Origin of the sequence: Streptomyces melanogenes (assembly GCF_014649795.1) — a bacterium.
In the GTDB taxonomy this organism is placed as follows: Bacteria; Actinomycetota; Actinomycetes; order Streptomycetales; family Streptomycetaceae; genus Streptomyces; species Streptomyces noboritoensis.
In genome coordinates this window covers 37,418-59,249 of record NZ_BMTS01000012.1, presented here as the reverse complement: position 1 = coordinate 59,249, position 21,832 = coordinate 37,418, and the positions used below count along the sequence as shown (strand labels likewise).

The window sequence follows — 21,832 nt, the reverse complement described above, 5'->3', positions numbered from 1 at the left end:
TCACTGGTCCTCCTCCTTCGGGGTCACCACGGCCAGGACCTGGTCCATGGCCACGGTCGAGCCGGGGGAGACGTCCAGCTCGGTGACGGTGCCGGCGTGCGGGGCGGAGATGACGTGCTCCATCTTCATCGCCTCCACCACCAGCAGGCTCTGGCCCGCGTCCACCTCGTCGCCGACCGCCACCTTGACGACGGTGACGGTCCCGGGCATCGGCGCGGCCAGCGTGTCGAGGCCGCCGCGCGCGGCGCCGGTGAGGCTCGCCGCGACGGGGTCGTGGTCCAGCACGTGCCAGCTGTCCCCGTCCCGCCCGAGCCAGGTCCCCTCCGGGGAGGGGACGGTGGTGAAGGTGTGGGTGAGGCCGTGAAGTTCGACCGAGACACGGCCTGCAGCGGCGTGAGCGAGCCGGGTGCGTACGGGATCCTGCTCGCCCAGCCGGGCCTCCGTGAAACCAGCGTGCGCGCGGACGCGGACGGCCAGCGGGTCCTGGCCCGGCACCCGGAAGTGGCGCACAGTCCAGGCCGGTTCGCCGCCGAGGCGCCAGCCGCTGGTAGCCGCGAAGGGGTCTGTCCAGCCCCCGGCGGCCACGCGGCGGAGCCGCATATCGATGCTGCGGGAAGGGGCGGGGTGGGGGAATTCCGCCTGCGCAGCAGCCAGCGCCGCCGCCGCGTACACCTCCTCCGGCACCCCCTCCGGCACCAGCGAGTCCGCCTCGCGCTCCACCAGGCCCGTGTCGAGGTCGCCCGCGACCACGGCCGGGTGGGCGAGCAGTCGGCGCAGGAAGCCCGCGTTGGTGGGCACGCCCAGCGTCACCGTGTCGGCCAGCGCCGCCCGCAGCCGGCGCAGCGCGGTCGCCCGGTCCGGTCCGTACGCGATGACCTTGGAGAGCATCGGGTCGTAGAGGCTGCCGACCTCCGTGCCCTCGCTCAGCCCCGAGTCCGTACGCACCCCGTCGCCCTGCGGCTCCCGCAGCGCCAGGACCGTACCGCCCGAGGGCAGGAAGCCGCGGGAGGGGTCCTCGGCGCAGATGCGGGCCTCGATGGCGTGGCCCGTGAGGGTGATGTCCCCCTGTCCGTACGGCAGTTCCTCGCCCGCCGCGACCCGGACCTGCCACTCCACCAGGTCCAGGCCCGTGATGAGCTCGGTGACCGGGTGCTCCACCTGGAGGCGGGTGTTCATCTCCATGAAGTAGTACGAGGACGGGTCGTTGCCCGGGACGATGAACTCCACCGTGCCCGCGCCCGCGTAGCCGCAGGAGCGGGCCGCCTGGACCGCCGCCTCGCCCATCGCGGCCCGGGTCTCCTCGTCGAGCAGGACCGAGGGGGCCTCCTCGATGATCTTCTGGTGGCGGCGCTGGAGGGAGCACTCGCGCTCGCCGAGGTGCACCACGTTGCCGTGGCCGTCCGCGAGGACCTGGATCTCGATGTGGCGGGGGCGGTCGATCCACCGCTCCACCAGGAGCGTGTCGTCGCCGAAGGAGGCGCGGGCCTCGCGGCGGGCGGCCGCGATCTCGTCGGCGAGCGCCGCCTCGTCGCGGACCAGCCGCATGCCCTTGCCGCCGCCGCCCGCGCTGGGCTTGAGGAGCACCGGCATGCCGATCTCGCGGGCCGCGTCGGCCAGTTGGCCGTCGGTGAGGCCGCTGCCCGAGGAGCCGGGCACCACCGGGACACCGGCCGCCTTCACGGTCTCCTTGGCCCGGATCTTGTCGCCCATCAGCGAGATCGCGTCCGCCGGGGGGCCGATGAAGACCAGGCCCGCCTCGGCGCACGCGCGCGCGAAGGCCGCGTTCTCCGCCAGGAAGCCGTAGCCCGGGTGGACCGCCTGGGCGCCGCTCCTGGCAGCCGCCTCCAGGAGCCGGTCGATGGAGAGGTAGCTCTCGGACGCGGCCGCCGGGCCGATCCGCACGGCCGTGTCGGCCTCGCGCACATGCCGGGCGTCCGCGTCCGCGTCGCTGAACACCGCGACCGAGCGCACCCCGAGGGCGCGCAGGGTGCGGATGACGCGGACCGCGATCTCGCCCCGGTTGGCGACGAGGACTGTGTCGAACATCGTCATGGTCCGCCTCACATCCGGAAGACGCCGAAGCCGGGCGCCGAGTAGTCCCGCTGGGGGAGGGGGGCGTTGGCACAGGCCGTCAGGGCGAGCCCGAGGACCTGGCGGGTCTCCATCGGGTCGATCACCCCGTCGTCCCACAGCCGGGCCGTCGCGTAGTAGGCGTTGCCCTGCTGGTCGTACTGGGCGCGGATGGGGTCCTTGAAGGACTCCTCGGCGTCGAGCGGCCACTCCTCGCCGCGCGCCTCCAGCTGGTCGCGCTTGACGGTGGCGAGCACCGAGGCGGCCTGCTCGCCGCCCATCACCGAGATCTTGGCGTTGGGCCACATCCACAGGAAGCGCGGCGAATAGGCGCGGCCGCACATCGAGTAGTTCCCCGCCCCGTACGACCCGCCGACGATCACCGTCAGCTTGGGCACGCGGGTGCTCGCCACCGCCGTCACCATCTTGGCGCCGTGCTTGGCGATGCCGCCCGCCTCGTAGTCCCGTCCGACCATGAAGCCCGAGATGTTCTGGAGGAACACCAGCGGGATGCCGCGCTGGTCGCACAGCTCGATGAAGTGGGCGCCCTTCTGGGCGGATTCGGAGAACAGGATGCCGTTGTTGGCGACGATGCCGACCGGGTGGCCGTGGATCCGGGCGAAGCCGGTGACCAGCGTCTGGCCGAACTCGGCCTTGAACTCCTGGAAGCGGGAGCCGTCGACCACGCGCGCGATGACCTCGCGGACGTCGTACGGCGTGCGGGAGTCGACCGGCACCGCCCCGTACAGCCCGAAGGGGTCGGCCTTGGGCTCCTCGACGGGCTCCACGCTCCACGGGAGCTCGCCGCGCGCGGGGAGGGTGGCCACGATGTTGCGGACGATCCGCAGCGCGTGCGCGTCGTCCTCGGCGAGGTGGTCGGTCACGCCGGAGGTGCGCGAGTGGACCTCGCCGCCGCCGAGCTCCTCGGCGGTGACGACCTCGCCGGTGGCGGCCTTCACCAGCGGCGGGCCACCGAGGAAGATCGTGCCCTGGTTGCGGACGATCACGGCTTCGTCGCTCATCGCGGGCACATACGCCCCGCCCGCCGTGCAGGAGCCGAGGACCGCCGCGATCTGCGGGATCCCGGCGGCCGACATCCGGGCCTGGTTGTAGAAGATGCGGCCGAAGTGGTCCCGGTCGGGGAAGACCTCGTCCTGCATCGGCAGGAAGGCGCCGCCGGAGTCCACCAGGTACAGACACGGCAGCCGGTTCTCCAGGGCCACCTCCTGGGCGCGCAGGTGCTTCTTGACCGTCATCGGGTAGTACGTGCCGCCCTTGACCGTGGCGTCGTTGGCCACGATCACGCACTCGCGGCCGCTGACCCGCCCGATCCCGGCGATCACCCCGGCGGCGGGGGCCTGGTCCCCGTACATCCCGCTCGCCGCGAGCGGCGCGAGCTCCAGGAAGGGCGAGCCGGGGTCGAGCAGGGTGTCGACGCGGTCGCGCGGCAGCAGCTTGCCGCGCGCGACATGGCGCTCGCGGGCCCGCTCGCCGCCGCCGAGGCGGGCCGCGGCCAGTCTGGCGCGCAGCTCCTCGCCGAGGGCGCGGTGCGCCGCCTCGTTGGCCCGCCAAGCCTCGGACGCGGGATCAGCCGCGCTCCCAAGGACCGGTGCCTGCTGCATCGTGTCGAGCCCCCTTGCCCGTACGCAGTTCCGGCGACGCTTTCCGGCCGGATGTTAATGACCGTTAACTCGTTTCCTTCAGGTTAACGAGCGCTAACCGCGTTGTCTAGAATGAATTCTCATGAGCACCCGGACCGATGCCCCCACCCGCCGCGAGCAGATCCTGCGCGAGGCCGCCCGCCTCTTCGCCGAACGCGGCTTCCACGGCGTGGGTGTCGACGAGATAGGCGCGGCGGTCGGCATCAGCGGCCCCGGCCTCTACCGGCACTTCGCGGGCAAGGACGCGATGCTGGCGGAGCTGCTGGTGGGGATCAGCGGGCGGCTGTACGACGGCGGCCGCAAGCGGGTCGCCGAGGCCTCCGGGGGCCCGGAGGCGCTCCTCGGCTCGCTCATCGACGGCCACATCGACTTCGCCCTCGACGACCGGGCCCTGATCACGCTCCACGACCGGGAGCTGGACCGGCTGCGCGACAGCGACCGCAAGCTGGTGCGGCAGCTGCAGCGGCAGTACGTGGAGCTGTGGGTCGGGGTCGTACGGGAGCTGTACCCGCTCGGGTCCGAGGCGGAGGTCCGCACGGCCGTCCACGCGGTGTTCGGCCTGCTCAACTCGACGCCGCACCTGGGGGCGTACGGGGCGGGGCTGCGCGACCGCAACGCCACGGAGGCGCTGCTGCGGCGCTTGGCGCACGGGGCGTTCGCGGCGCTCGGGGGCTGAGTCCGCCACGCGCGCGCGGGCGCGTCCACTGCGCGGACGACGGCGCCCGGCGCCGCGCACCGGGGCAGAATGGGGCGCATGCCGATACCCAGCCGTGCCGCTCTCGTCGACCACCTCGTCCGCACCCGTATCGCCGGAGACGTCGCCACCCCGCGCGACAACAACCTCTCCCACTACCGCAAGCTCGCCAACGGCGACCGCCACTACTGGCTGGGCCTGGAACTGGGCGACCGCTGGACCGACGAGCAGGACGTGCTCGCGGTGATGGCCGAGCGCTGCGGGGTCGTCGACGACCCCGGGCACCGTACGGGCCAGGACACCATCGACCCGGAGCTCACCGTCGACGCGCTGGAGCGGATGGCGGCGCGGCTGCGGAAGGCCGTGGCGGGCCGGGAGCGGGTGCTGTTCGCGACCGGGCACCCGGGTGCGCTCATCGACGTGCACAGCCGGACCGCTGCGGCGCTGCGTGCGGCCGGGTGCGAGATCGTGCGCATTCCGGACGGGGTGCTCGCGGACGAGGGCTGCGTCGTGCAGTTCGCGGACGTCTCGCTGTTCGAGCGCGGCGCGTCCCTGTGGCACACGCACTCGCCCGCGCCGATGGCGGCGATCCTGGACGCGCTGGAGCGCGAGGGGCGGCCGCTGCCGGATCTGATCGTGGCGGACCACGGCTGGGCCGGGTGCGCGGCCCAGCGCGGGATCGATGCGGTCGGTTACGCCGACTGCAACGACCCCGCGCTGTTCCTGGCGGAGGCGGAGGGGACCCTTCAGGTCGCCGTGCCGCTCGACGACCACGTGGTGGACCCGCGCTACTACGAGCCGATGACCGAGTACCTGCTGGGTGCGGCCGAGTTGGTCTGAGCGCGGGGGCCGCTAGCGCGGCACCCGCACCACGCCCTCCTGGATCACCGTCACCGCCAGGCGGCCGTCCTGGGTGTAGATGCGGGCCTGGCCCAGGCCCCGGCCCGCCGAGGCCGACGGGGACTCCTGGTCGTACAGGAGCCATTCGTCGGCCCGGAACGGGCGGTGGAACCACATCGCGTGGTCCAGGGACGCGCCCACCACGTCGCCGACCGCCCAGCCGCCCCGGCCGTGTGCGAGCAGCACCGAGTCGAGCAGGGTCATGTCGGAGACGTAGGTGGCGAGCGCGATGTGCAGCAGGGGGTCGTCCGCGAGCTTGCCGTTCGTACGGAACCAGACCTGCGAGCGGGGCTCGCGCGCGGTGCCGACGCTGGCCCACGGCGGCGCGTCGGCGTACCGCAGGTCGACGGCCGCGCGGGCCTCGATCAGCCGCTCGGCGACGTCCGCGGGCAGATGGCGCGGCAGCATCTCGGCCGCCGTCGGGAGCGACTCGGGGTCCGGAGCGGACGGCATGTCCGTCTGGTGCTCCAGGCCCTCCTCGTACGTCTGGAAAGACGCGGAGAGGTGGAAGATCGGGTTGCCGTGCTGGACCGCCACCACCCTTCGGGTGGTGAAGGAGCGGCCGTCGCGGATGCGGTCGACCATGTAGACGATCGGTGCGCCCGGGTCCCCGGCACGCAGGAAGTACGCGTGGAGGGAGTGCGGCGGGCGGTCCCCGGGGACCGTGCGGCCCGCGGCGACCAGCGCCTGGGCCGCCACCTGGCCCCCGAAGACACGGGGTACGAGCGCCGAGCGTGAGCGGCCCCGGAAGTAGTCCCGCTCGATCTGCTCCAGGTCGAGCAGATCGAGCAGGGCATCCAGAGCCTCGGTCACAGACCCATGTCCTTGGCGATGATCGACTTCATGATCTCGCTGGTGCCGCCGTAGATCCGGTTGACGCGGTTGTCGGCGTACAGACGGGCGATCGGGTACTCGTTCATGAAGCCGTAACCGCCGTGCAGCTGGAGGCACTTGTCGATGACGCGGTGGGCGACCTCGGTGCAGAACAGCTTGGCGGAGGCGGCCTCGGCCGGCGTCAGCTCGCCCGCGTCCAGGGCCTCCAGGGCGCGGTCGGCGACCGCCTCGGCGGCGTCCACCTCGGCCTGGCAGGCGGCCAGCTCGAACTTGGTGTTCTGGAAGTGCGCGACCGGCTTGCCGAAGACGGTGCGCTCCTGCACGTACTCCTTGGCGAACCGGACGGCGGCCTTGGCCTGCGCGTAGGCGCCGAAGGCGATGCCCCAGCGCTCGGAGGCGAGGTTGTGGCCGAGGTAGTAGAAGCCCTTGTTCTCCTCACCGAGGAGGTCCTCGACGGGGACCTTCACGTCGACGAACGCCAGCTCGGCGGTGTCGGAGGTCTTCAGGCCGAGCTTGTCGAGCTTGCGGCCGATGGAGTAGCCCTCGGCCTTGGTGTCCACGGCGAACAGCGAGATGCCGTGGCGGCGGTCCTCGGCGGTGGGCGCGGCGGTGCGGGCGCAGACGATCACGCGGTCGGCGTGGACGCCACCGGTGATGAACGTCTTGGAGCCGTTGAGGACGTAGTGCGTGCCGTCCTCGGAGAGCTTCGCGGTGGTCTTCATGCCCGCGAGGTCGGAGCCGGTGCCCGGCTCGGTCATCGCCAGGGCCCACATCTCCTCGCCGGAGACGAACTTCGGCAGGAAGCGCTTCTTCTGCTCGTCGGTGGCGAGCATCTTGATGTAGGGCAGGCCGAGCAGCACGTGCACACCGGAGCCGCCGAAGTGGACGCCCGCGCGGGACGTCTCCTCGTACATCACGGCCTCGAACTTGTACGAGTCGATGCCCGCGCCGCCGAACTCCTCGTCGACGCGGATGCCGAAGACGCCCAGCTCGGCGAGCTTGTAGTAGAAGTCGCGCGGCGCCTGGCCGGCGGCGAACCACTCGTCGTAGACCGGGACGACCTCGGCCTCGATGAAGGCCCGGATGGTCTCCCGGAACGCCTCGTGGTCCTCGTTGAATACCGTACGGCGCACGGGGCCTCTCCTTCGACGGTGGCGGCGGCTTTGGCTAAGCGCTTGCTCAGAGCTTGAAATACGAAGTTACCCGGCGGTCACTCGCACTGTCCAGAGTGAGCCTGCGCACGTCCGCCCGCACTCCGCAGCGCCAGCCACAGCTCCGTACGGACGTCCATGTCGTCCAGGTCCGCGTCGAGCAGCGCGGCGCAGCGGGCCAGGCGCTGGCGGACGGTGTTGCGGTGCACGCCGAGCGCCACGGCCGTGCGGTCCCAGCTGCCGTGCAGCGAGAGCCAGGTGCGCAGGGTCGTGAGCAGCGGCTCGGCGAGCGGGGCGAGCAGCCCGCGGGCGTACGCGGCGGCCTCCTCCGGGTCCACCAGCGAGGCGTACCCGCCGGTGCGGTGGCGCACCAGGGGCGAACGGGCCGCCTCCGCCCGGCGCAGCGCCCGGGCGGCCTGGGCGTCGGCGGCGGCCAGCTCCCCGGCCGCCACGGGCGCGCTCGCCCCCAGCGTCCAGCCCGGGTGCGGGCCGACGTCCTGCCCGCCGGGGACGAGCACGCGCGCGTGGCCGTCGCCCGCCTCCACCAGCGGGCTGCCGAGGTCGGGCGGGGCGCCCTCGCCGCGCGCGTGGACGACGGTCCAGGGCGCCTCGCCGAGCAGCGGCGCGACCTCGGCCGGGGCCGCGCCAAGGAGCAGCCGCACCAGCGCGGCCGACCGGGTGGCCTCGTCCGCGCCCTGCCGCTCGGCGGTCAGCAGCGAGAGCAGTACGGCCGCGACCCCGGCGATGGTGTGGTCGCCGGGGTCGCGCCCGGGACCGGCGACCGCGAGGGTGAGCCCCCGGGTCCCGGCGAGCGCGTGGACGGCGAGCTGCTCCCCGGCGACGGCGTCGGTGGCGGTCAGCGCCTTGGGGCCGCCGGAGGCCGGACCCGTCACCACCCCCGCGAGCCGCCGCACCGCGTCCCGCACCTCGTCCGGCCGGTCGGGCCCCGCACCGGCGAGCACCGCGCCGTCCGCGTCCAGCAGCCCCGCCCAGCCGCCCAGCCGCACCGCGAGCTGGTGCAGGACCGCCGGGACCGGGTCGGGTCGTGCGGCCGCCGAGGCGAGGCCCTGCTGGGCCTGGGAGACCCGGCGCAGCTCGTGGTGGCGGGCCTCGGTCATCAGGCCCCACACGGCGCGCGCGATCGCCGTGAACGTGGTCGGCGGCGGCACCTCCACCAGCGGCAGCCCGTGCCGCTCACAGGCGGCCACCAGGGCCGCCGGAACAGCGTCGTACACCGGCGCGAGCCCGAAGCCGAGCGCCGCCGCGCCCGCCTGGGCGACCCGCGCCGCGTACCGCTCCGGGTCCGTGAGCTGCACGCCCGCCGTGAGCAGCAGCTCCCCGCCGAGCAGATACGGGTACGGGTCGGCCATCTCCGAGGTGTGCACCCAGTGCACGACGGCGTCCGGCGGCCCCGCGATCTGCCGCAGACCCAGGTCCGGCCGGGCCAGCAGGGCGGCCAGCGGGACGGGAGTGGTGGGTGGGGCTGCCGTGGGCTCGGCAGTCATGGGCACTCCGTACATCGGTGAGGCCATAAGTGTAGGAAACGTACACTTCAGTATGGCGGTACGGCCACCTAGGGTGGCCAGCGCGGGCCGCACCGGCCCGGAGGAACCACGGGCCGTCGGGTCCGTACGCATGCCGATCACGAAGGGCACCCCGACATGAGCAGCAACGAAACGCCGCGCGGTCCGATCGACTCGTCCCGCGTCCCGCGGTACGCCGGCCCCGCGACCTTCGCCCGGCTGCCCCGCCTCGACGAGGTCGGCACCGCCGACGTCGCCGTGGTCGGCGTGCCCTTCGACAGCGGTGTCTCCTACCGCCCGGGCGCCCGCTTCGGCGGCAACGCCATCCGCGAGGCCTCCCGTCTGCTGCGCCCGTACAACCCGGCGCAGGACGCCTCGCCCTTCGCGCTCGCCCAGGTCGCGGACGGCGGCGACATCGCCGTGAACCCGTTCAACATCAACGAGGCCGTCGACACGATCGAGGCCGCCGCCGACGACCTGCTCGGCACCGGCGCCCGGCTGATGACCCTCGGCGGCGACCACACCATCGCGCTGCCGCTGCTGCGCTCGGTCGCCAAGAAGCACGGCCCGGTCGCGCTGCTCCACTTCGACGCGCACCTGGACACCTGGGACACCTACTTCGGCGCCGAGTACACCCACGGCACCCCGTTCCGCCGCGCCGTGGAGGAGGGCATCCTCGACACCGAGGCGCTCTCCCACGTCGGCACCCGCGGCCCGCTCTACGGCAAGCAGGACCTGACCGACGACGAGAAGATGGGCTTCGGCATCGTCACCTCGGCCGACGTCTACCGCCGCGGCGCCGACGAGATCGCCGACCAGCTGCGCCAGCGCATCGGCGACCGCCCGCTGTACATCTCGATCGACATCGACTGCCTCGACCCGGCGCACGCCCCCGGCACCGGCACCCCGGAGGCGGGCGGCATGACCTCCCGCGAGCTCCTGGAGATCCTGCGCGGCCTGTCCTCCTGCAACCTGGTCTCGGCCGACGTCGTCGAGGTCGCCCCGGCGTACGACCACGCCGAGATCACGTCGGTGGCCGCGTCCCACACGGCGTACGAGCTGACCACGATCATGTCCCGGCAGATCGCGGCGGCCAAGGCGTCCAAGTGACGCATGACCACGACGTGGTGCTGCGCCCCACCGAGGCGCAGACCCGCGCGGCGCTGAACCCGCCCCCCGGCCGCATCGGCGGTGACCTGGTCGTCGAGACGCTGCGGGGGCTCGGGGCCACCACCGTGTTCGGGCTGCCGGGGCAGCACGCCCTCGGGATGTTCGACGCGCTGCGGCGCTCGTCGATGGCGTACGTCGGGCTGCGCGTCGAGAACAACGCGGGCTTCGCCGCCGACGCGTACGGCCGGGTCACGGGCGAGGCCGCCCCGCTGCTGCTGTCCACCGGGCCCGGCGCCCTGATGGCGCTGGCCGCGCTCCAGGAGGCGGCCGCCGCGAGCGCCCCCGTGCTCGCCATCGCCAGCCAGGTGCCCACCGCCGGGCTCGGCGGCGGCCGCCACGGCTATCTGCACGAACTCCGCGACCAGCAGGGCTCGTTCCGCGACGTCGTGAAGTCGGTGCACACCGTCCGCAGCCAGTCCCAGATCCCGTCCGCGATCGCGGCGGCCTGGGAGTCCGCGCTGACCGCCCCGCACGGCCCGGTCTGGGTGGAGATCCCGCAGGACGTGCTGCTCGCCGAGACCCGCCTGCCGGTCGTCACGGCCGTGGACGCGACCCCGCACGACCTGGTGCCGCGCCCCGAACTGACCGCCGTGGCGGCCGAGCTGCTGACCCACGCGGCCCGCCCGGCGATCATCGCGGGCGGCGGTGTCGTACGCGCCGACGCCTCCGGCAAGCTCCGCGCGCTCGCCGAGAGGCTGGACGCGCCGGTCGTCACCACCTTCGGCGGCAAGGGCGCGTTCCCCTGGGAGCACCCGCTCTCGCTCCAGTCCTGGCTGGAGGACCGGCACACCACGGACTTCCTGGAGGACGCCGACGTCCTGCTCGTGGTCGGCTCGGGCCTGGGCGAACTCTCCTCGAACTACCACACGTTCAGGCCGCGCGGCCGCGTGATCCAGATCGAGGCGGACCTCGGCAAGCTGGAGTCCAACCACCCCGCGCTCGGCATCCACGCGGACGCCCGCATCGCGCTCTCCGCGCTCCTGGAGACCGTGGGCGAGCGCACCGACCCGGCGGCGGCCGACTCCGTACGGACCGTCCTGGCCAAGGTGCGCGAGCGCCTCGCGGGGCAGGACCTGGACGCCGAGCAGCGGATCCTGGCCGATGTGCGCGCGGCGCTGCCCGCCGACGCGCCCAGCTTCTGGGACATGACGATCCTGGCGTACTGGGCCTGGTCCGCCTGGCCGGGCGCGCTGCACTCGGCGCAGGGCGCGGGCGGCCTCGGCTACGGCTTCCCGGCGGCGATCGGGGCCGCGGCCGCCGACCCGACACGGCCGGTGCTCGCGGTCTCCGGCGACGGCGGCGCGATGTACTCGATCGCGGAGCTCGCCACCGCGAAGCAGTACGACCTGCCGGTGACCTGGCTGATCGTCGACGACGGCGGCTACGGGATCCTGCGCGAGTACATGACGGACGCGTTCGGCGAGCCCACCGCCACGGAGCTGGCCCGCCCGGACTTCGTCGCGCTGGCCGAGTCCTTCGGCGTCCCGGCGGTCCATACGAGCGTGGAGTCGCTCCGGGAGGACCTGGGCAAGGCGCTGGCGGCCCCCGGGCCCTCGGTGGTCGTGCTGCCCGCCGTGCTGAGGATGTTCGCGCCGACGCATCTGTAATGCCGGAATCGGACCGCTTTGGGTCCGCCGGTGACAGAGCTGTGACAGATTTCAACGTCTTCGGCGGGCAACTTTCCCGTCCTCGACTAGTCATCTCAGGCGGGCGCGCCACACAGGTGCGCCCGCCTCACGACTTTCCGGGGACGGGGACGCTTTGCCCAGACACTTCCGCACCGCCCGAATATCCCGCCGCGCCCGGCGCGGCGCGCTCTCCCTGGCCGTCGCCGCGGGTGTGCTCGCGCCGGTGGTCGCGGGTGCCGCGCCGGCCTCGGCCGCCGCGTCGGTGACCTGCACCTCGAACAAGGCCGGGCTCGCCGCCAAGCTGTCCAAGGACATCACCTCGGCGCTCAGCGGCCGCTCGTCGCTGACGGCCGTGGCCCTGTACGACCGCTCCACCGGCACCAAGTGCGAGCTGCGGGCGACCGACACCTTCGACTCCGCCAGCGTGGTCAAGGCCACCGTGCTGGCGACGCTGCTGTGGGACGCGACCAAGCAGCACCGCTCGCTCACCTCGAACGAGCGCGCCCTGGCCACCAAGATGATCACCGAGTCGGACAACGCCTCGACGAGCACCCTGTGGAAGCAGCTCGGCACCGGCAAGGTGTCCGCGTTCCTCAAGGCCGCCGGGATGACCCAGACGACGCCGGGCTCCGACGGCTACTGGGGCCTGACCCGGATCACCGCCCGCGACCAGGCCAAGCTGCTCGCGCTGCTGACCTCCCCCAACTCGGTGCTCAGCGAGGACGCCCGCGAGTACGAGCTGGGCCTGATGAACCGGGTCCGCTCCGACCAGCGCTGGGGCACCCCCGCCGGCGTCCAGGGCGGGACGACCGTGCAGGTCAAGAACGGCTGGTTGTCGCGCGCCACGCACGGCTGGCGGGTGCACAGCATCGGCGCCTTCACCGACAACGGCCACGACTACGGCATCGCCGTCCTCACCGAGGACAACGGCACGATGGGCCAGGGCATCAGCACCATCGAGGCCGTCGCCCGCGCCGTCCACGCGGACCTCGGCCGCCCGTCCGAGGGCGGCAAGCCGTGGAACCCGCCGAAGCGGCCGACCGTGGCGAGCGAGGCCATCCCGCCGGTGCCCGAGGCCCCCGCGGGCCGCGACCTCGTCTCGACGGTCCAGGCCCACTAGCGCGCCGCTGCCCACCCCCCCGGAAGACCCGCCCGGTCCTAGGACCAGAGGCGGGTCTTTCGTTTCCGAATGTTGCTACGGGATGAAATCCGCCGGTGACGGCGTTGGAGCCTTCCGGCGGAGCGGACAAACGGGAGGCACCAGTGGCGGCGTCGGAGCAAGGGTGGGCACGGCGGCTCACCGGGTACGCCTGGCGGTACCGGCGCGATGTCGTGCTGGCCCTCGGGTCGTCGCTCGGCGGCATGGCGGTGATGGCTCTGGTCCCGCTGGTCACCAAGGTGATCATCGACGATGTGATCGGGGCCCACACCCGGTCCCTCGCGGTCTGGACCGGCCTGCTCATAGCCGCGGCGGTCGTCGTGTACGTCCTGACGTACATACGCCGCTTCTACGGCGGCCGCCTCGCCCTCGACGTCCAGCACGACCTGCGCACCGAGATGTACGCGACGATCACCCGGCTCGACGGGCGGCGCCAGGACGAGCTCTCCACCGGCCAGGTCGTCGGCCGCGCCACCAGCGACCTCCAGCTCATCCAGGGCCTGCTCTTCATGTTGCCGATGACCATCGGCAACATCCTGCTCTTCCTGATCTCCCTGGCGATCATGGCCTGGCTCTCCCCGCTGCTGACCCTGGTCGCGCTGGCCGTGGCGCCCGCGCTGTGGTTCATCGCCCGGCTCAGCCGCACCCGGCTCTTCCCCGCCACCTGGTACGCCCAGGGCCAGGCGGCGGCCGTCGCGGGCGTCGTCGACGGCGCCGTCTCCGGCGTCCGCGTGGTCAAGGGCTTCGGCCAGGAGGACCAGGAGACCGGCAAGCTCCGCGAGGTGGGCCGCAAGCTCTTCGCGGGCCGACTGCGCACCATCAAGCTGAACTCCCGCTACACCCCGGCCCTCCAGGCCGTGCCCGCGCTCGGCCAGGTCGCCATGCTGGCGCTCGGCGGCTGGCTCGCCACCCGGGGCGAGATCACCCTCGGCACCTTCGTGGCGTTCTCCACCTATCTGGCGCAGCTCGTCGGGCCGGTGCGGATGCTGGCCATGGTGCTCACCGTGGGCCAGCAGGCCCGCGCGGGCGTCGAGCGCGTCCTGGAGCTGATCGACACCGAGCCGTCCCTCGCCGACGGCACCAAGGAGCTGCCCGCCGACGCCCCGGCCACCGTCGAGTTCGACGACGTGCGCTTCGGCTACGAGGACGGGCGCCCGGTCCTGGACGGCTTCTCCCTGGAGATCCGCCCCGGCGAGACCGTCGCCGTGGTCGGGGCCTCCGGATCCGGCAAGTCCACCGTCTCGCTGCTGCTGCCGCGCTTCTACGACGTCACCCACGGCGCCGTCCTGGTCGGCGGCCACGACGTGCGCGAGCTCACCCTGGCCTCGCTGCGCGCCGCCATCGGCCTGGTGCCGGAGGACAGCTTCCTCTTCTCCGACACCGTGCGCGCCAACATCGCGTACGGGAAGCCGGACGCCACCCAGGAGGAGATCGAGGCCGCCGCGCGCGCCGCCCAGGCGGACCGCTTCATCGCCGACCTGCCGGACGGCTACGACACCACGGTCGGCGAGCACGGCCTGACCCTCTCCGGCGGCCAGCGCCAGCGCGTCGCCCTGGCCCGCGCCATCCTCACCGACCCGCGCCTGCTGGTCCTGGACGACGCCACCTCGGCCGTGGACGCGCGCGTGGAGCACGAGATCCACGAGGCCCTGAAGTCCGTGATGGCCGGGCGCACCACGCTGCTCATCGCCCACCGCCGCTCCACCCTCAACCTCGCCGACCGCATCGCCGTCCTCGACGGGGGCCGCCTGGCGGCCCTCGGCACCCACGAGGAGCTCCAGCGCGACTCGGCGCTCTACCGCCGTCTGCTGACCGACCCCGACGAGCTGGGCGCGGTCTCGCCCGGCCACGTGGTGCCCGTCGAGGCGGTGGAGGACCGGACCGTACGGGACGAGCTGGACGCCGAGTTCGACGCCGAGCGGGGCATCACGCCCCCGCTGTGGATCCGCGAGGACAAGCCCGTCTCCTCCGCCCCCGGCGGCATGCCGGCGACCCCCGAACTCCTCGCCCAGGTCGAGGCGCTGCCCCCGGCCGACGACACCCCGGGCATCGACGAGGCCCGGGCCGTACAGCCCGAGGAGTCGTACGGGCTGCGCCGGCTGCTGCGCGGCTTCGGCAAGCCGCTCTCCGTCAGCCTCGCGCTGGTCGCCGTCGACGCGGGCATGTCGCTGCTGCTGCCGGTCCTGATCCGGCACGGCATCGACCAGGGCGTCTCCAAGCTGGCGCTCGGCGCGGTGTGGGCGGCGGCGGGCCTGGCCCTGCTGACCGTGCTGATCCAGTGGTCCGCGCAGTTCGGCGAGACCCGGATGACCGGGCGCACCGGCGAGCGCGTCCTCTACAGCCTCCGGCTGAAGATCTTCGCCCAGCTCCAGCGGCTCGGCCTGGACTACTACGAGCGCGAGCTCACCGGCCGCATCATGACCCGGATGACCACCGACGTCGACGCACTGGCCACCTTCCTCCAGACCGGCCTGGTCACCGCGTTCGTCTCGGTCGTCACCTTCTTCGGCATCATGCTGGCGCTCCTGGTCATCGACCTCCAGCTCGCCCTGGTCGTCTTCGTGACGCTGCCGCCGCTGATCATCGGCACGTACTTCTTCCGCAAGCAGAGCGTGAAGGCGTACGAGCTGGCGCGCGAGCGGGTCGCCGGGGTCAACGCCGACCTCCAGGAGTCGGTCAGCGGGCTGCGGATCGTCCAGGCCTTCGGCCGCGAGCGCGACGGCGGCGAGCGGTTCACCGCCCGCAGCGCCGACTACCGCACGGCCCGCATCCGCGGCCAGTGGCTGATCTCGGTGTACTTCCCCTTCGTCCAGCTCCTGTCGTCGGTCGCGGCGGCCGCGGTGCTGATCGTGGGCGCCCACCGGGTCGACGCGGGCACCCTGACGACCGGTGCGCTCGTCGCCTACCTCCTCTACATCGACCTGTTCTTCGCCCCCGTACAGCAGCTCTCGCAGGTCTTCGACGGCTACCAGCAGGCGGCCGTGTCGCTCAAGCGGATCCAGGAGCTGCTGCGCGAGCCCACCTCCACGAAGGCGGCCGCCGAGCCGCTGGACGTGCTCTCGCTGCGCGGCGAGATCGCCTTCGAGGACGTCGACTTCGCGTACGGCGACGAGGAGGAGGCGCTGTCGGGCGTGAACCTGCGGATCCCGGCCGGGCAGACCGTCGCCTTCGTCGGCGAGACCGGCGCGGGCAAGTCGACGCTGGTCAAGCTGGTCGCGCGGTTCTACGACCCGACCGGTGGCCGGGTCACCGCCGATGGCACCGACCTGCGCTCGCTCGACATCACCGCCTACCGCCACCGCCTGGGCGTGGTCCCGCAGGAGGCGTACCTGTTCGCCGGGACCGTCCGGGACGCCATCGCCTACGGGCGGCCCGACGCCACCGACGCCCAGGTGGAGGCCGCGGCCCGGGCGGTCGGCGCGCACGACATGATCGCCACCCTGGACGGCGGCTACCTCCACGAGGTCGCCGAGCGCGGCCGCAACCTCTCGGCCGGACAGCGCCAGCTCATCGCGCTGGCCCGCGCCGAGCTGGTCGATCCGGACGTCCTGCTCCTCGACGAGGCGACCGCGGCCCTGGACCTGGCCACCGAGGCCCAGGTCAACCAGGCCACCGACCGGCTCACCGGCCGCCGCACCACCCTGGTCGTCGCCCACCGCCTCACCACGGCCGCCCGCGCGGACCGGGTCGTGGTGATGGACCACGGCCGGGTCGTCGAGGACGGCACCCACGACGAACTCCTCGCCCAGGACGGCCGGTACGCGAGCCTGTGGCGCACCTTCATCGGCGAGGACGAGCCCGCGGCGGTGTGAGCGGCTGAGTACGCGTACGGACGCGAATGAGTACCGGGGACGGTCCGCTCGGCGGGCCGTCCCCGGTTGGATCGGGGCATGACCACGAACACCGCGTCCCAGGCCGCCCCGACCCCGACGACCTCCCTGCCCCGGCTGCGCTCGGCGGCCGTACTCTCGGCGCTCGGCCTGATCCCGGCGGTGGTCCTCGCGGTGCTCGTGGTGGCGAGCTCGGACCGGTTTGCCCGGTGTCTGACCTACGGCGACTACTACCCGGACTGCGCCTCCCACGGGGTGAGCGGCGACCAGCTCGGCTGGGCCCTCGCCGTCGCCGGTGCCGCCCGCGCGCCCCGCGCAACCGCCGGTAGCCCCCGCGCGTCCGTACTCACATACGTTCGTGTGACGGAAGGTGGCAAGCGTGTTCGGTGGGGGAATGCGGGGCGGGCGGGCCGGTCCGGGTGTCGCCGTGCTCCTGGTGACGGCCGCACTGGCCGTGCTCGGGCCGGGCGCGGGGAGCGCCGACGCGGCGGCCTCGTGCGGCGGACGGCAGGTCAAGACGGTCCAGTTCGCCACCGGCGAGCTGCGCGTCTACAAGACGCACGGCTACGCGTGCGCGCTGGCGGTCGCCAAGTCGCCCGGCGCGAGACGGCAGATGTCGGTGACGATCCAGGCGCGCGGCGGCGGCCCGGTCTCGGACAGCGGCCGGTTCACCCAGCAGGCGGGCCCGGTCACGGTCCACGCGATCAACCGCTGTGTCCGGGCGTCGGGTTCGGTGGCGGGCAGCGGCGGCTCCACGGGCTGGATCCTGTGCTGAGACCTTCCTGAGCAGAGGATGACAACGCTGCCATAACCCGGTGCCAGGGCAATTGGGTCTGGTGGCACGGGTGTTCGCCCCGCTAGGTTCACGACGATCGCGTCACGTCGTGACCCCAGGGGAGAGTGCATGCGCAAGACGCTCAGATGGCTTCTTTCACTCGTCGTGCTCATAGGCACGGTGAGCGTGGCGGGAGCCGCGGCAGGGGCGGCCACCGCCGCCGAGCCGGACATCAAGGACCGCATCCTGGCGATACCCGGGGTGAGTCTCATCGAGGAGAAGCCGTACCCCGGCTACCGGTACTTCGTCCTCAACTTCACCCAGCAGGTGGACCACCACAACCCGGCCGCCGGCACCTTCCAGCAGCGGATCACCCTGCTGCACAAGGACACCGCCCGCCCGACGGTCATGTACACCAGCGGCTACAGCGTCTCGACCAACCCCAGCCGCTCCGAGCCGACCCAGATCGTGGACGGCAACCAGGTCTCCGTCGAGTACCGCTACTTCACCCCGTCCCGCCCCGCCCCGGCGGACTGGAACAAGCTGGACATCTGGCAGGCGGCCAGCGACCAGCACAGCATCTTCGAGGCCCTGAAGCCGGTGTACGCCAAGAACTGGCTGACCACCGGCGGCTCCAAGGGCGGGATGACGGCGACGTACTACAAGCGCTTCTACCCCAAGGACATGGACGGCGTGGTGGCGTACGTCGCCCCCAACGATGTCGTGAACAACGAGGACTCGGCGTACGACCGCTTCTTCCAGAACGTCGGCACCAAGGAGTGCCGCGACAAGCTGGAGGCGGTGCAGCGCGAGGCGCTGGTGCGCCGCAAGCCGCTGGAGGCCAAGTACGCGGAGTACGCCAAGGCCAACGGCTACACCTTCACCACGACCGGCTCCCTCGACAAGTCGTACGAGGCGGTCGTGCTCGACTACGTGTGGGGCTTCTGGCAGTATCACCTGCTGGCGGACTGCGGCACCATCCCGGCGGACGCGCCGCACGCGACCGACCAGGCGATCTGGGACACGGTCGACACGATCTCCGGCTTCTCGTTCTACACGGACCAGGGTCTTGAGCCGTACACGCCGTACTACTACCAGGCCGGTACGCAGCTCGGCTCGCCGACCATCCGGCAGCCCTGGCTCGGCGACCTGAGCCGCTACGGCTACCAGCCGCCGCGCAACTTCGTCCCGCGCTCCATCCCGATGCGCTTCCACCCCGCCGCGATGCCGCCGGTCGACACGTGGGTGCGGCAGCACGCCGACCACATGCTGTACGTGTACGGGCAGAACGACCCGTGGGGCGCGGAGCGGTTCCGGCTCGGAGCCGGGGCGCGTGACTCATACGTGTTCACGGTCGCGGGTGGCAACCACGGGTCGAAGGTGGCGGGTCTGGCGGCGCAGGAGAAGACGACGGCGACGTCGGCGATCCTGCGCTGGGCGGGCGTGTCGTCTTCGACGGCGAAGCCGCTGGCGCGTTTTGACGCGACCCTGGACCACCAGCCCCTGGACCGCGAGCCGACCCTGCGCCCGTAGGGGCCCGGTGTTCGTCTGCGGACCGTGGTGGGTTGCTCGCGCAGTTCCCCGCGCCCCTAGGAGCGCCCCGAAGGGGCGCATTTAAGGGGCGCGGGGAACTGCGCGGCCAGCCACCCACGGTCCGCAGACGACGAACCCGGCCGCCCGCCAGAGGGCTTTCGGGAAGGGGTGGGGTGGGGGATCACACGCGCCGCGCGCAACCCACCCCCTCCCCACCCCCCGGCAGCTCCACATACAGCGCCGTCGACGCCGGACAGTCGGCCCGGCGCGGCACCGACGAAGTCACCCGGTACTCCGGCGCGTTGGCGCCCGAGCCGTCGCACGCGGCCTCCTTCACCTGGCCCGCCCCCGCCCGGTACACACAGTCCCCCACCACGGTGAAGGGCCCGCCCCCCATCCCCGGGTCACCCGGATGCGGCGCTTCCAGGTTGCGCATACACGCGTACCCCGAAGCCCCGTCACCCCCGATGTACAGCACGAAGTCCGTATCGAGCGGACACCCCGCCGCCCCACCCCGCCGCGCCGCCCCCTCGCTCCGCACGGACACCCGCGCCACCGCCCGCTCACTGGTACACGGCACCTCGCTGAACGCCCGCCCCCGCGCCGCACAGTCCCCGGCCCCGAGGAACGTGGCGCCGTACGAGGGAGTGGGGGACGGGGGCGCCGACGCGGTCGGGGTCTCGCCGCAGCCCGTCAGGAGCAGCGCCCAGAACGCCGCCGGAACGACCCAAACCGACCTTGCGGCACCGTACTCGTACATGTCCGACCCCCTGCCTCAGCGTGACCGCTCACCGCGAAAACACGCCAGAGGGCCCGGGGGTTATCTCTGGTACGACAGCCCGTAGCCGATCGGGTACAGAACCTGGGCCGGATCGTCCCCGCGCGGCACCGCCACCGGCAGCCGCCCGGCAGGCGCGGCCCGGCCCGCCAGGACCCGTACCGCAGCCCGCAGTTCGACGTCCGTCCAGGAGTAGGTGGCGAGCGAGGCCGCGTACCCGCTGAGGTGCGCGATGTCGTACGGGTTGCGGATCGCGAGGTGCACCACCGGCACGCCCGTCGCGCCGAGCGCCGCCACCAGCCGGGCCTGCGCCCCGCCGGGACCCGCGTTGTACGTGCCCACGACCACCACGTCCCGGCCCCGCGCCGCCGCCACCGCCGCGTCGATCTGCGCCTGCGAGGGCAGGGTGCCGGTCGACAGGGCGGTCGCGGTGAAGCCGAGCTCCGTGAAGGCCTTCGCCAGGACCGCCGTCGGGGGACCCGTCGTCCCGGACGGCGACGCCGGATCCGCGCCCACGACCAGCACGTTCCGGTGGCGCCGCCGCGACAGCGGGAGCAGCCCGCCCGTGTTGGCGAGCAGCGTCGTCGTCCGCTCGGCCACCGCGTCGGCGGCGGCCAGATGCGGCCGGATGCCGACCACCCGGTCCACGCCTGGCCCCGACACGTACGGATGGCTGAACAGGCCCCGCCGCTCCTTGAGTTCAAGGATCCGCAGGATCGATTCGTCGAGCCGGGCCACGCCGATCTCGCCACTGGTGACCGCCGCCATCACACCGTTCCAGGCCACCGCCAGGTCCGGCGGGTTGAGCAGCTGGTCGGCTCCGGCCTTCAGGGCGAGCACCGGCACCCGGTCGTCGCCGTACTTGTCCCGTACGCCCTGCATGCCCAGCGAGTCGGTGACGATCACCCCGCGGTAGCCGAGCTCCTCGCGCAGGATCCCGGTGAGGATCGGGTGCGACAGCGTCGCCGGGTCGTTGGTCGCGTCGAGCGCCGGGAACTGGATGTGCGCCGTCATGATCGAGTCGATCCCGGCGGCGACCGCGGCCCGGAACGGCGGCGCGTCCAGCTCCTCCCACTGCTGCCGGGTGTGGGTGATCACCGGGATGCCGGTGTGGCTGTCGACCGTGGTGTCGCCGTGCCCGGGGAAGTGCTTGGCGGTCGCCGCGATCCCCGCCTCCTGGTAGCCGCGCACCTCCGCCGCCACCATCCGGGCGACCGCCGCCGGGTCGGCGCCGAAGGAGCGGACGCCGATGACGGGGTTGGCCGGGTTGACGTTCACATCGGCGTCGGGGGAGTAGTTCTGCCGGATCCCCAGCGCCCGCAGCTCGGCCCCGGCGACGCGCCCGACCGTACGGGCGTCGCGCGGCGACCCCCCGGCGCCGAGCGCCATCGCGCCCGGGAAGAGGGTGGCGGGGTAGCCGACCCGGCAGACGATGCCGTGCTCCTGGTCGGTGGCGATGAGCAGGGGCACCGGTGTGGGCTGGGACAGGCCCGCCCGCTGGATGCCGTTGGAGAGCTCGGCGATCTGGTGCGGGTCGCGGGTGTTGTGCGCCCAGCTGAAGTAGATGATGCCGCCGACGTGGTATTTGGCGATGAGCTCGGCGGCGGTGCGTACGCCCATCTCGCTCATGTTGGCGTCGACGTCGGCCTGGTCGGGCGCGGTCGCGGAGTGTCCGTACACCCGCATCACGAAGAGCTGGCCGACCTTCTCCGCCAGGGACATCCGGGAGACGATCCGGCGCAGGCGGTCGCTCGGGGCGCGCAGGGTCCCGGCGTACGCGGGGAGCGCGGGCCCGACGGCGGCCGCGGCGGCCGTCGCGGCGGCGGTGGCGAGGAGGGTGCGTCTGGAGGTGCGGTACGACACGGGCACTCCATCCCTAGGTCTGGAAGAAACTTCCAAACCGAACCGATAACCGGAAAGTTATTGCCGGTCAAGGGGGCGCGCACCGCCGCTCCCGGAAAAGGGAGCGGCCGCCACCGGCGCAGTCGGAGGGGGGCGCGCCGGTGGCGGCTGTGCTGCCGGCCGCAGGCGGTTGGAGAGGGGAGTCGGCCGTTCGCAGCCAGCAGCGAGGACCGACACCGCTCTGCGGAGACTCACCGGCAGTACGGGACTTGGACGGAGCCCGC

15 protein-coding genes are annotated in these 21,832 nt (G+C 73.0%); 8 read left to right on the top strand and 7 right to left on the bottom strand.

The annotated features are described in order from the left end of the window. Both IE252_RS25000 and IE252_RS24995 read right to left on the bottom strand, forming a co-directional pair. On the bottom strand, positions 1-2,046 hold the full coding sequence (locus tag IE252_RS25000; RefSeq protein WP_190091903.1) for an acetyl-CoA carboxylase biotin carboxylase subunit: 2,046 nt from the start codon (positions 2,044-2,046) through the stop codon (positions 1-3). Positions 2,047-2,060: 14 nt separating this feature from the next. Continuing rightward, positions 2,061-3,692 carry a carboxyl transferase domain-containing protein gene (locus tag IE252_RS24995; protein ID WP_190091727.1) on the bottom strand — a complete coding sequence of 544 codons (1,632 nt, stop codon included), beginning with the start codon at positions 3,690-3,692 and terminating at the stop codon, positions 2,061-2,063. A 121-nt stretch (positions 3,693-3,813) separates the two neighbouring features. On the opposite strand from IE252_RS24995, the gene IE252_RS24990 reads away from it, so the two are divergent. Together IE252_RS24990 and IE252_RS24985 are read left to right on the top strand one after the other, a co-directional pair. Beyond that, the gene (locus tag IE252_RS24990) at positions 3,814-4,407 is read left to right on the top strand and encodes an SACE_7040 family transcriptional regulator (protein WP_190091726.1); all 594 of its coding nucleotides are present in this window, start codon (positions 3,814-3,816) and stop codon (positions 4,405-4,407) included. A gap of 78 nt (positions 4,408-4,485) precedes the next feature. Next, a complete protein-coding gene (locus tag IE252_RS24985) occupies positions 4,486-5,265 on the top strand; it encodes a phosphatase (RefSeq protein WP_190091725.1) in 780 nt (259 codons plus the stop codon). Between the two features lie 12 nt (positions 5,266-5,277). Here the strand turns inward: IE252_RS24985 and IE252_RS24980 are convergent, their stop codons facing one another. From IE252_RS24980 to IE252_RS24970, 3 genes are all read right to left on the bottom strand, one after another. Further along, positions 5,278-6,138: an acyl-CoA thioesterase gene (locus tag IE252_RS24980; RefSeq protein ID WP_190091724.1), complete on the bottom strand. Its 861-nt coding sequence runs from the start codon at positions 6,136-6,138 to the stop codon at positions 5,278-5,280. Further along, entirely contained in the window at positions 6,135-7,292 is a 1,158-nt protein-coding gene (locus IE252_RS24975; RefSeq protein ID WP_101388391.1) for an acyl-CoA dehydrogenase family protein, read from the bottom strand. The genes IE252_RS24980 and IE252_RS24975 overlap by 4 nt, the downstream gene beginning before the upstream one ends. 77 nt (positions 7,293-7,369) lie before the next feature. After that, positions 7,370-8,815: a PucR family transcriptional regulator gene (locus IE252_RS24970; RefSeq protein WP_229848783.1), complete on the bottom strand. Its 1,446-nt coding sequence runs from the start codon at positions 8,813-8,815 to the stop codon at positions 7,370-7,372. A gap of 156 nt (positions 8,816-8,971) precedes the next feature. On the opposite strand from IE252_RS24970, the gene speB reads away from it, so the two are divergent. The 6 genes from speB to IE252_RS24940 all read left to right on the top strand — a co-directional run bounded on the left by speB (position 8,972) and on the right by IE252_RS24940 (position 18,928). Continuing rightward, positions 8,972-9,943 (top strand): agmatinase, encoded by a 972-nt coding sequence (gene speB, locus IE252_RS24965; protein WP_190091723.1) that lies wholly within the window; start codon positions 8,972-8,974, stop codon positions 9,941-9,943. Continuing rightward, a complete protein-coding gene (locus tag IE252_RS24960) occupies positions 9,940-11,610 on the top strand; it encodes a thiamine pyrophosphate-binding protein (protein ID WP_190091722.1) in 1,671 nt (556 codons plus the stop codon). Before speB ends, IE252_RS24960 begins: the two co-directional genes overlap by 4 nt. 154 nt (positions 11,611-11,764) lie before the next feature. Then, the gene (locus tag IE252_RS24955) at positions 11,765-12,751 is read left to right on the top strand and encodes a serine hydrolase (RefSeq protein WP_373298608.1); all 987 of its coding nucleotides are present in this window, start codon (positions 11,765-11,767) and stop codon (positions 12,749-12,751) included. Between the two features lie 143 nt (positions 12,752-12,894). Further along, a complete protein-coding gene (locus IE252_RS24950; RefSeq protein WP_190091721.1) occupies positions 12,895-16,602 on the top strand; it encodes an ABC transporter ATP-binding protein in 3,708 nt (1,235 codons plus the stop codon). A 412-nt stretch (positions 16,603-17,014) separates the two neighbouring features. Further along, entirely contained in the window at positions 17,015-17,395 is a 381-nt protein-coding gene (locus IE252_RS24945; protein ID WP_190091900.1) for a hypothetical protein, read from the top strand. Between the two features lie 129 nt (positions 17,396-17,524). Further along, positions 17,525-18,928: a S28 family serine protease gene (locus tag IE252_RS24940; RefSeq protein ID WP_190091720.1), complete on the top strand. Its 1,404-nt coding sequence runs from the start codon at positions 17,525-17,527 to the stop codon at positions 18,926-18,928. 181 nt (positions 18,929-19,109) lie between these two features. Here IE252_RS24940 and IE252_RS24935 read toward each other — a convergent pair whose 3' ends face one another. Together IE252_RS24935 and IE252_RS24930 are read right to left on the bottom strand one after the other, a co-directional pair. Continuing rightward, positions 19,110-19,688 (bottom strand): hypothetical protein, encoded by a 579-nt coding sequence (locus tag IE252_RS24935; RefSeq protein WP_190091719.1) that lies wholly within the window; start codon positions 19,686-19,688, stop codon positions 19,110-19,112. Positions 19,689-19,748: 60 nt separating this feature from the next. Then, positions 19,749-21,569 carry a glycoside hydrolase family 3 protein gene (locus IE252_RS24930; RefSeq protein WP_190091718.1) on the bottom strand — a complete coding sequence of 607 codons (1,821 nt, stop codon included), beginning with the start codon at positions 21,567-21,569 and terminating at the stop codon, positions 19,749-19,751. Positions 21,570-21,832: the final 263 nt, after the last annotated feature.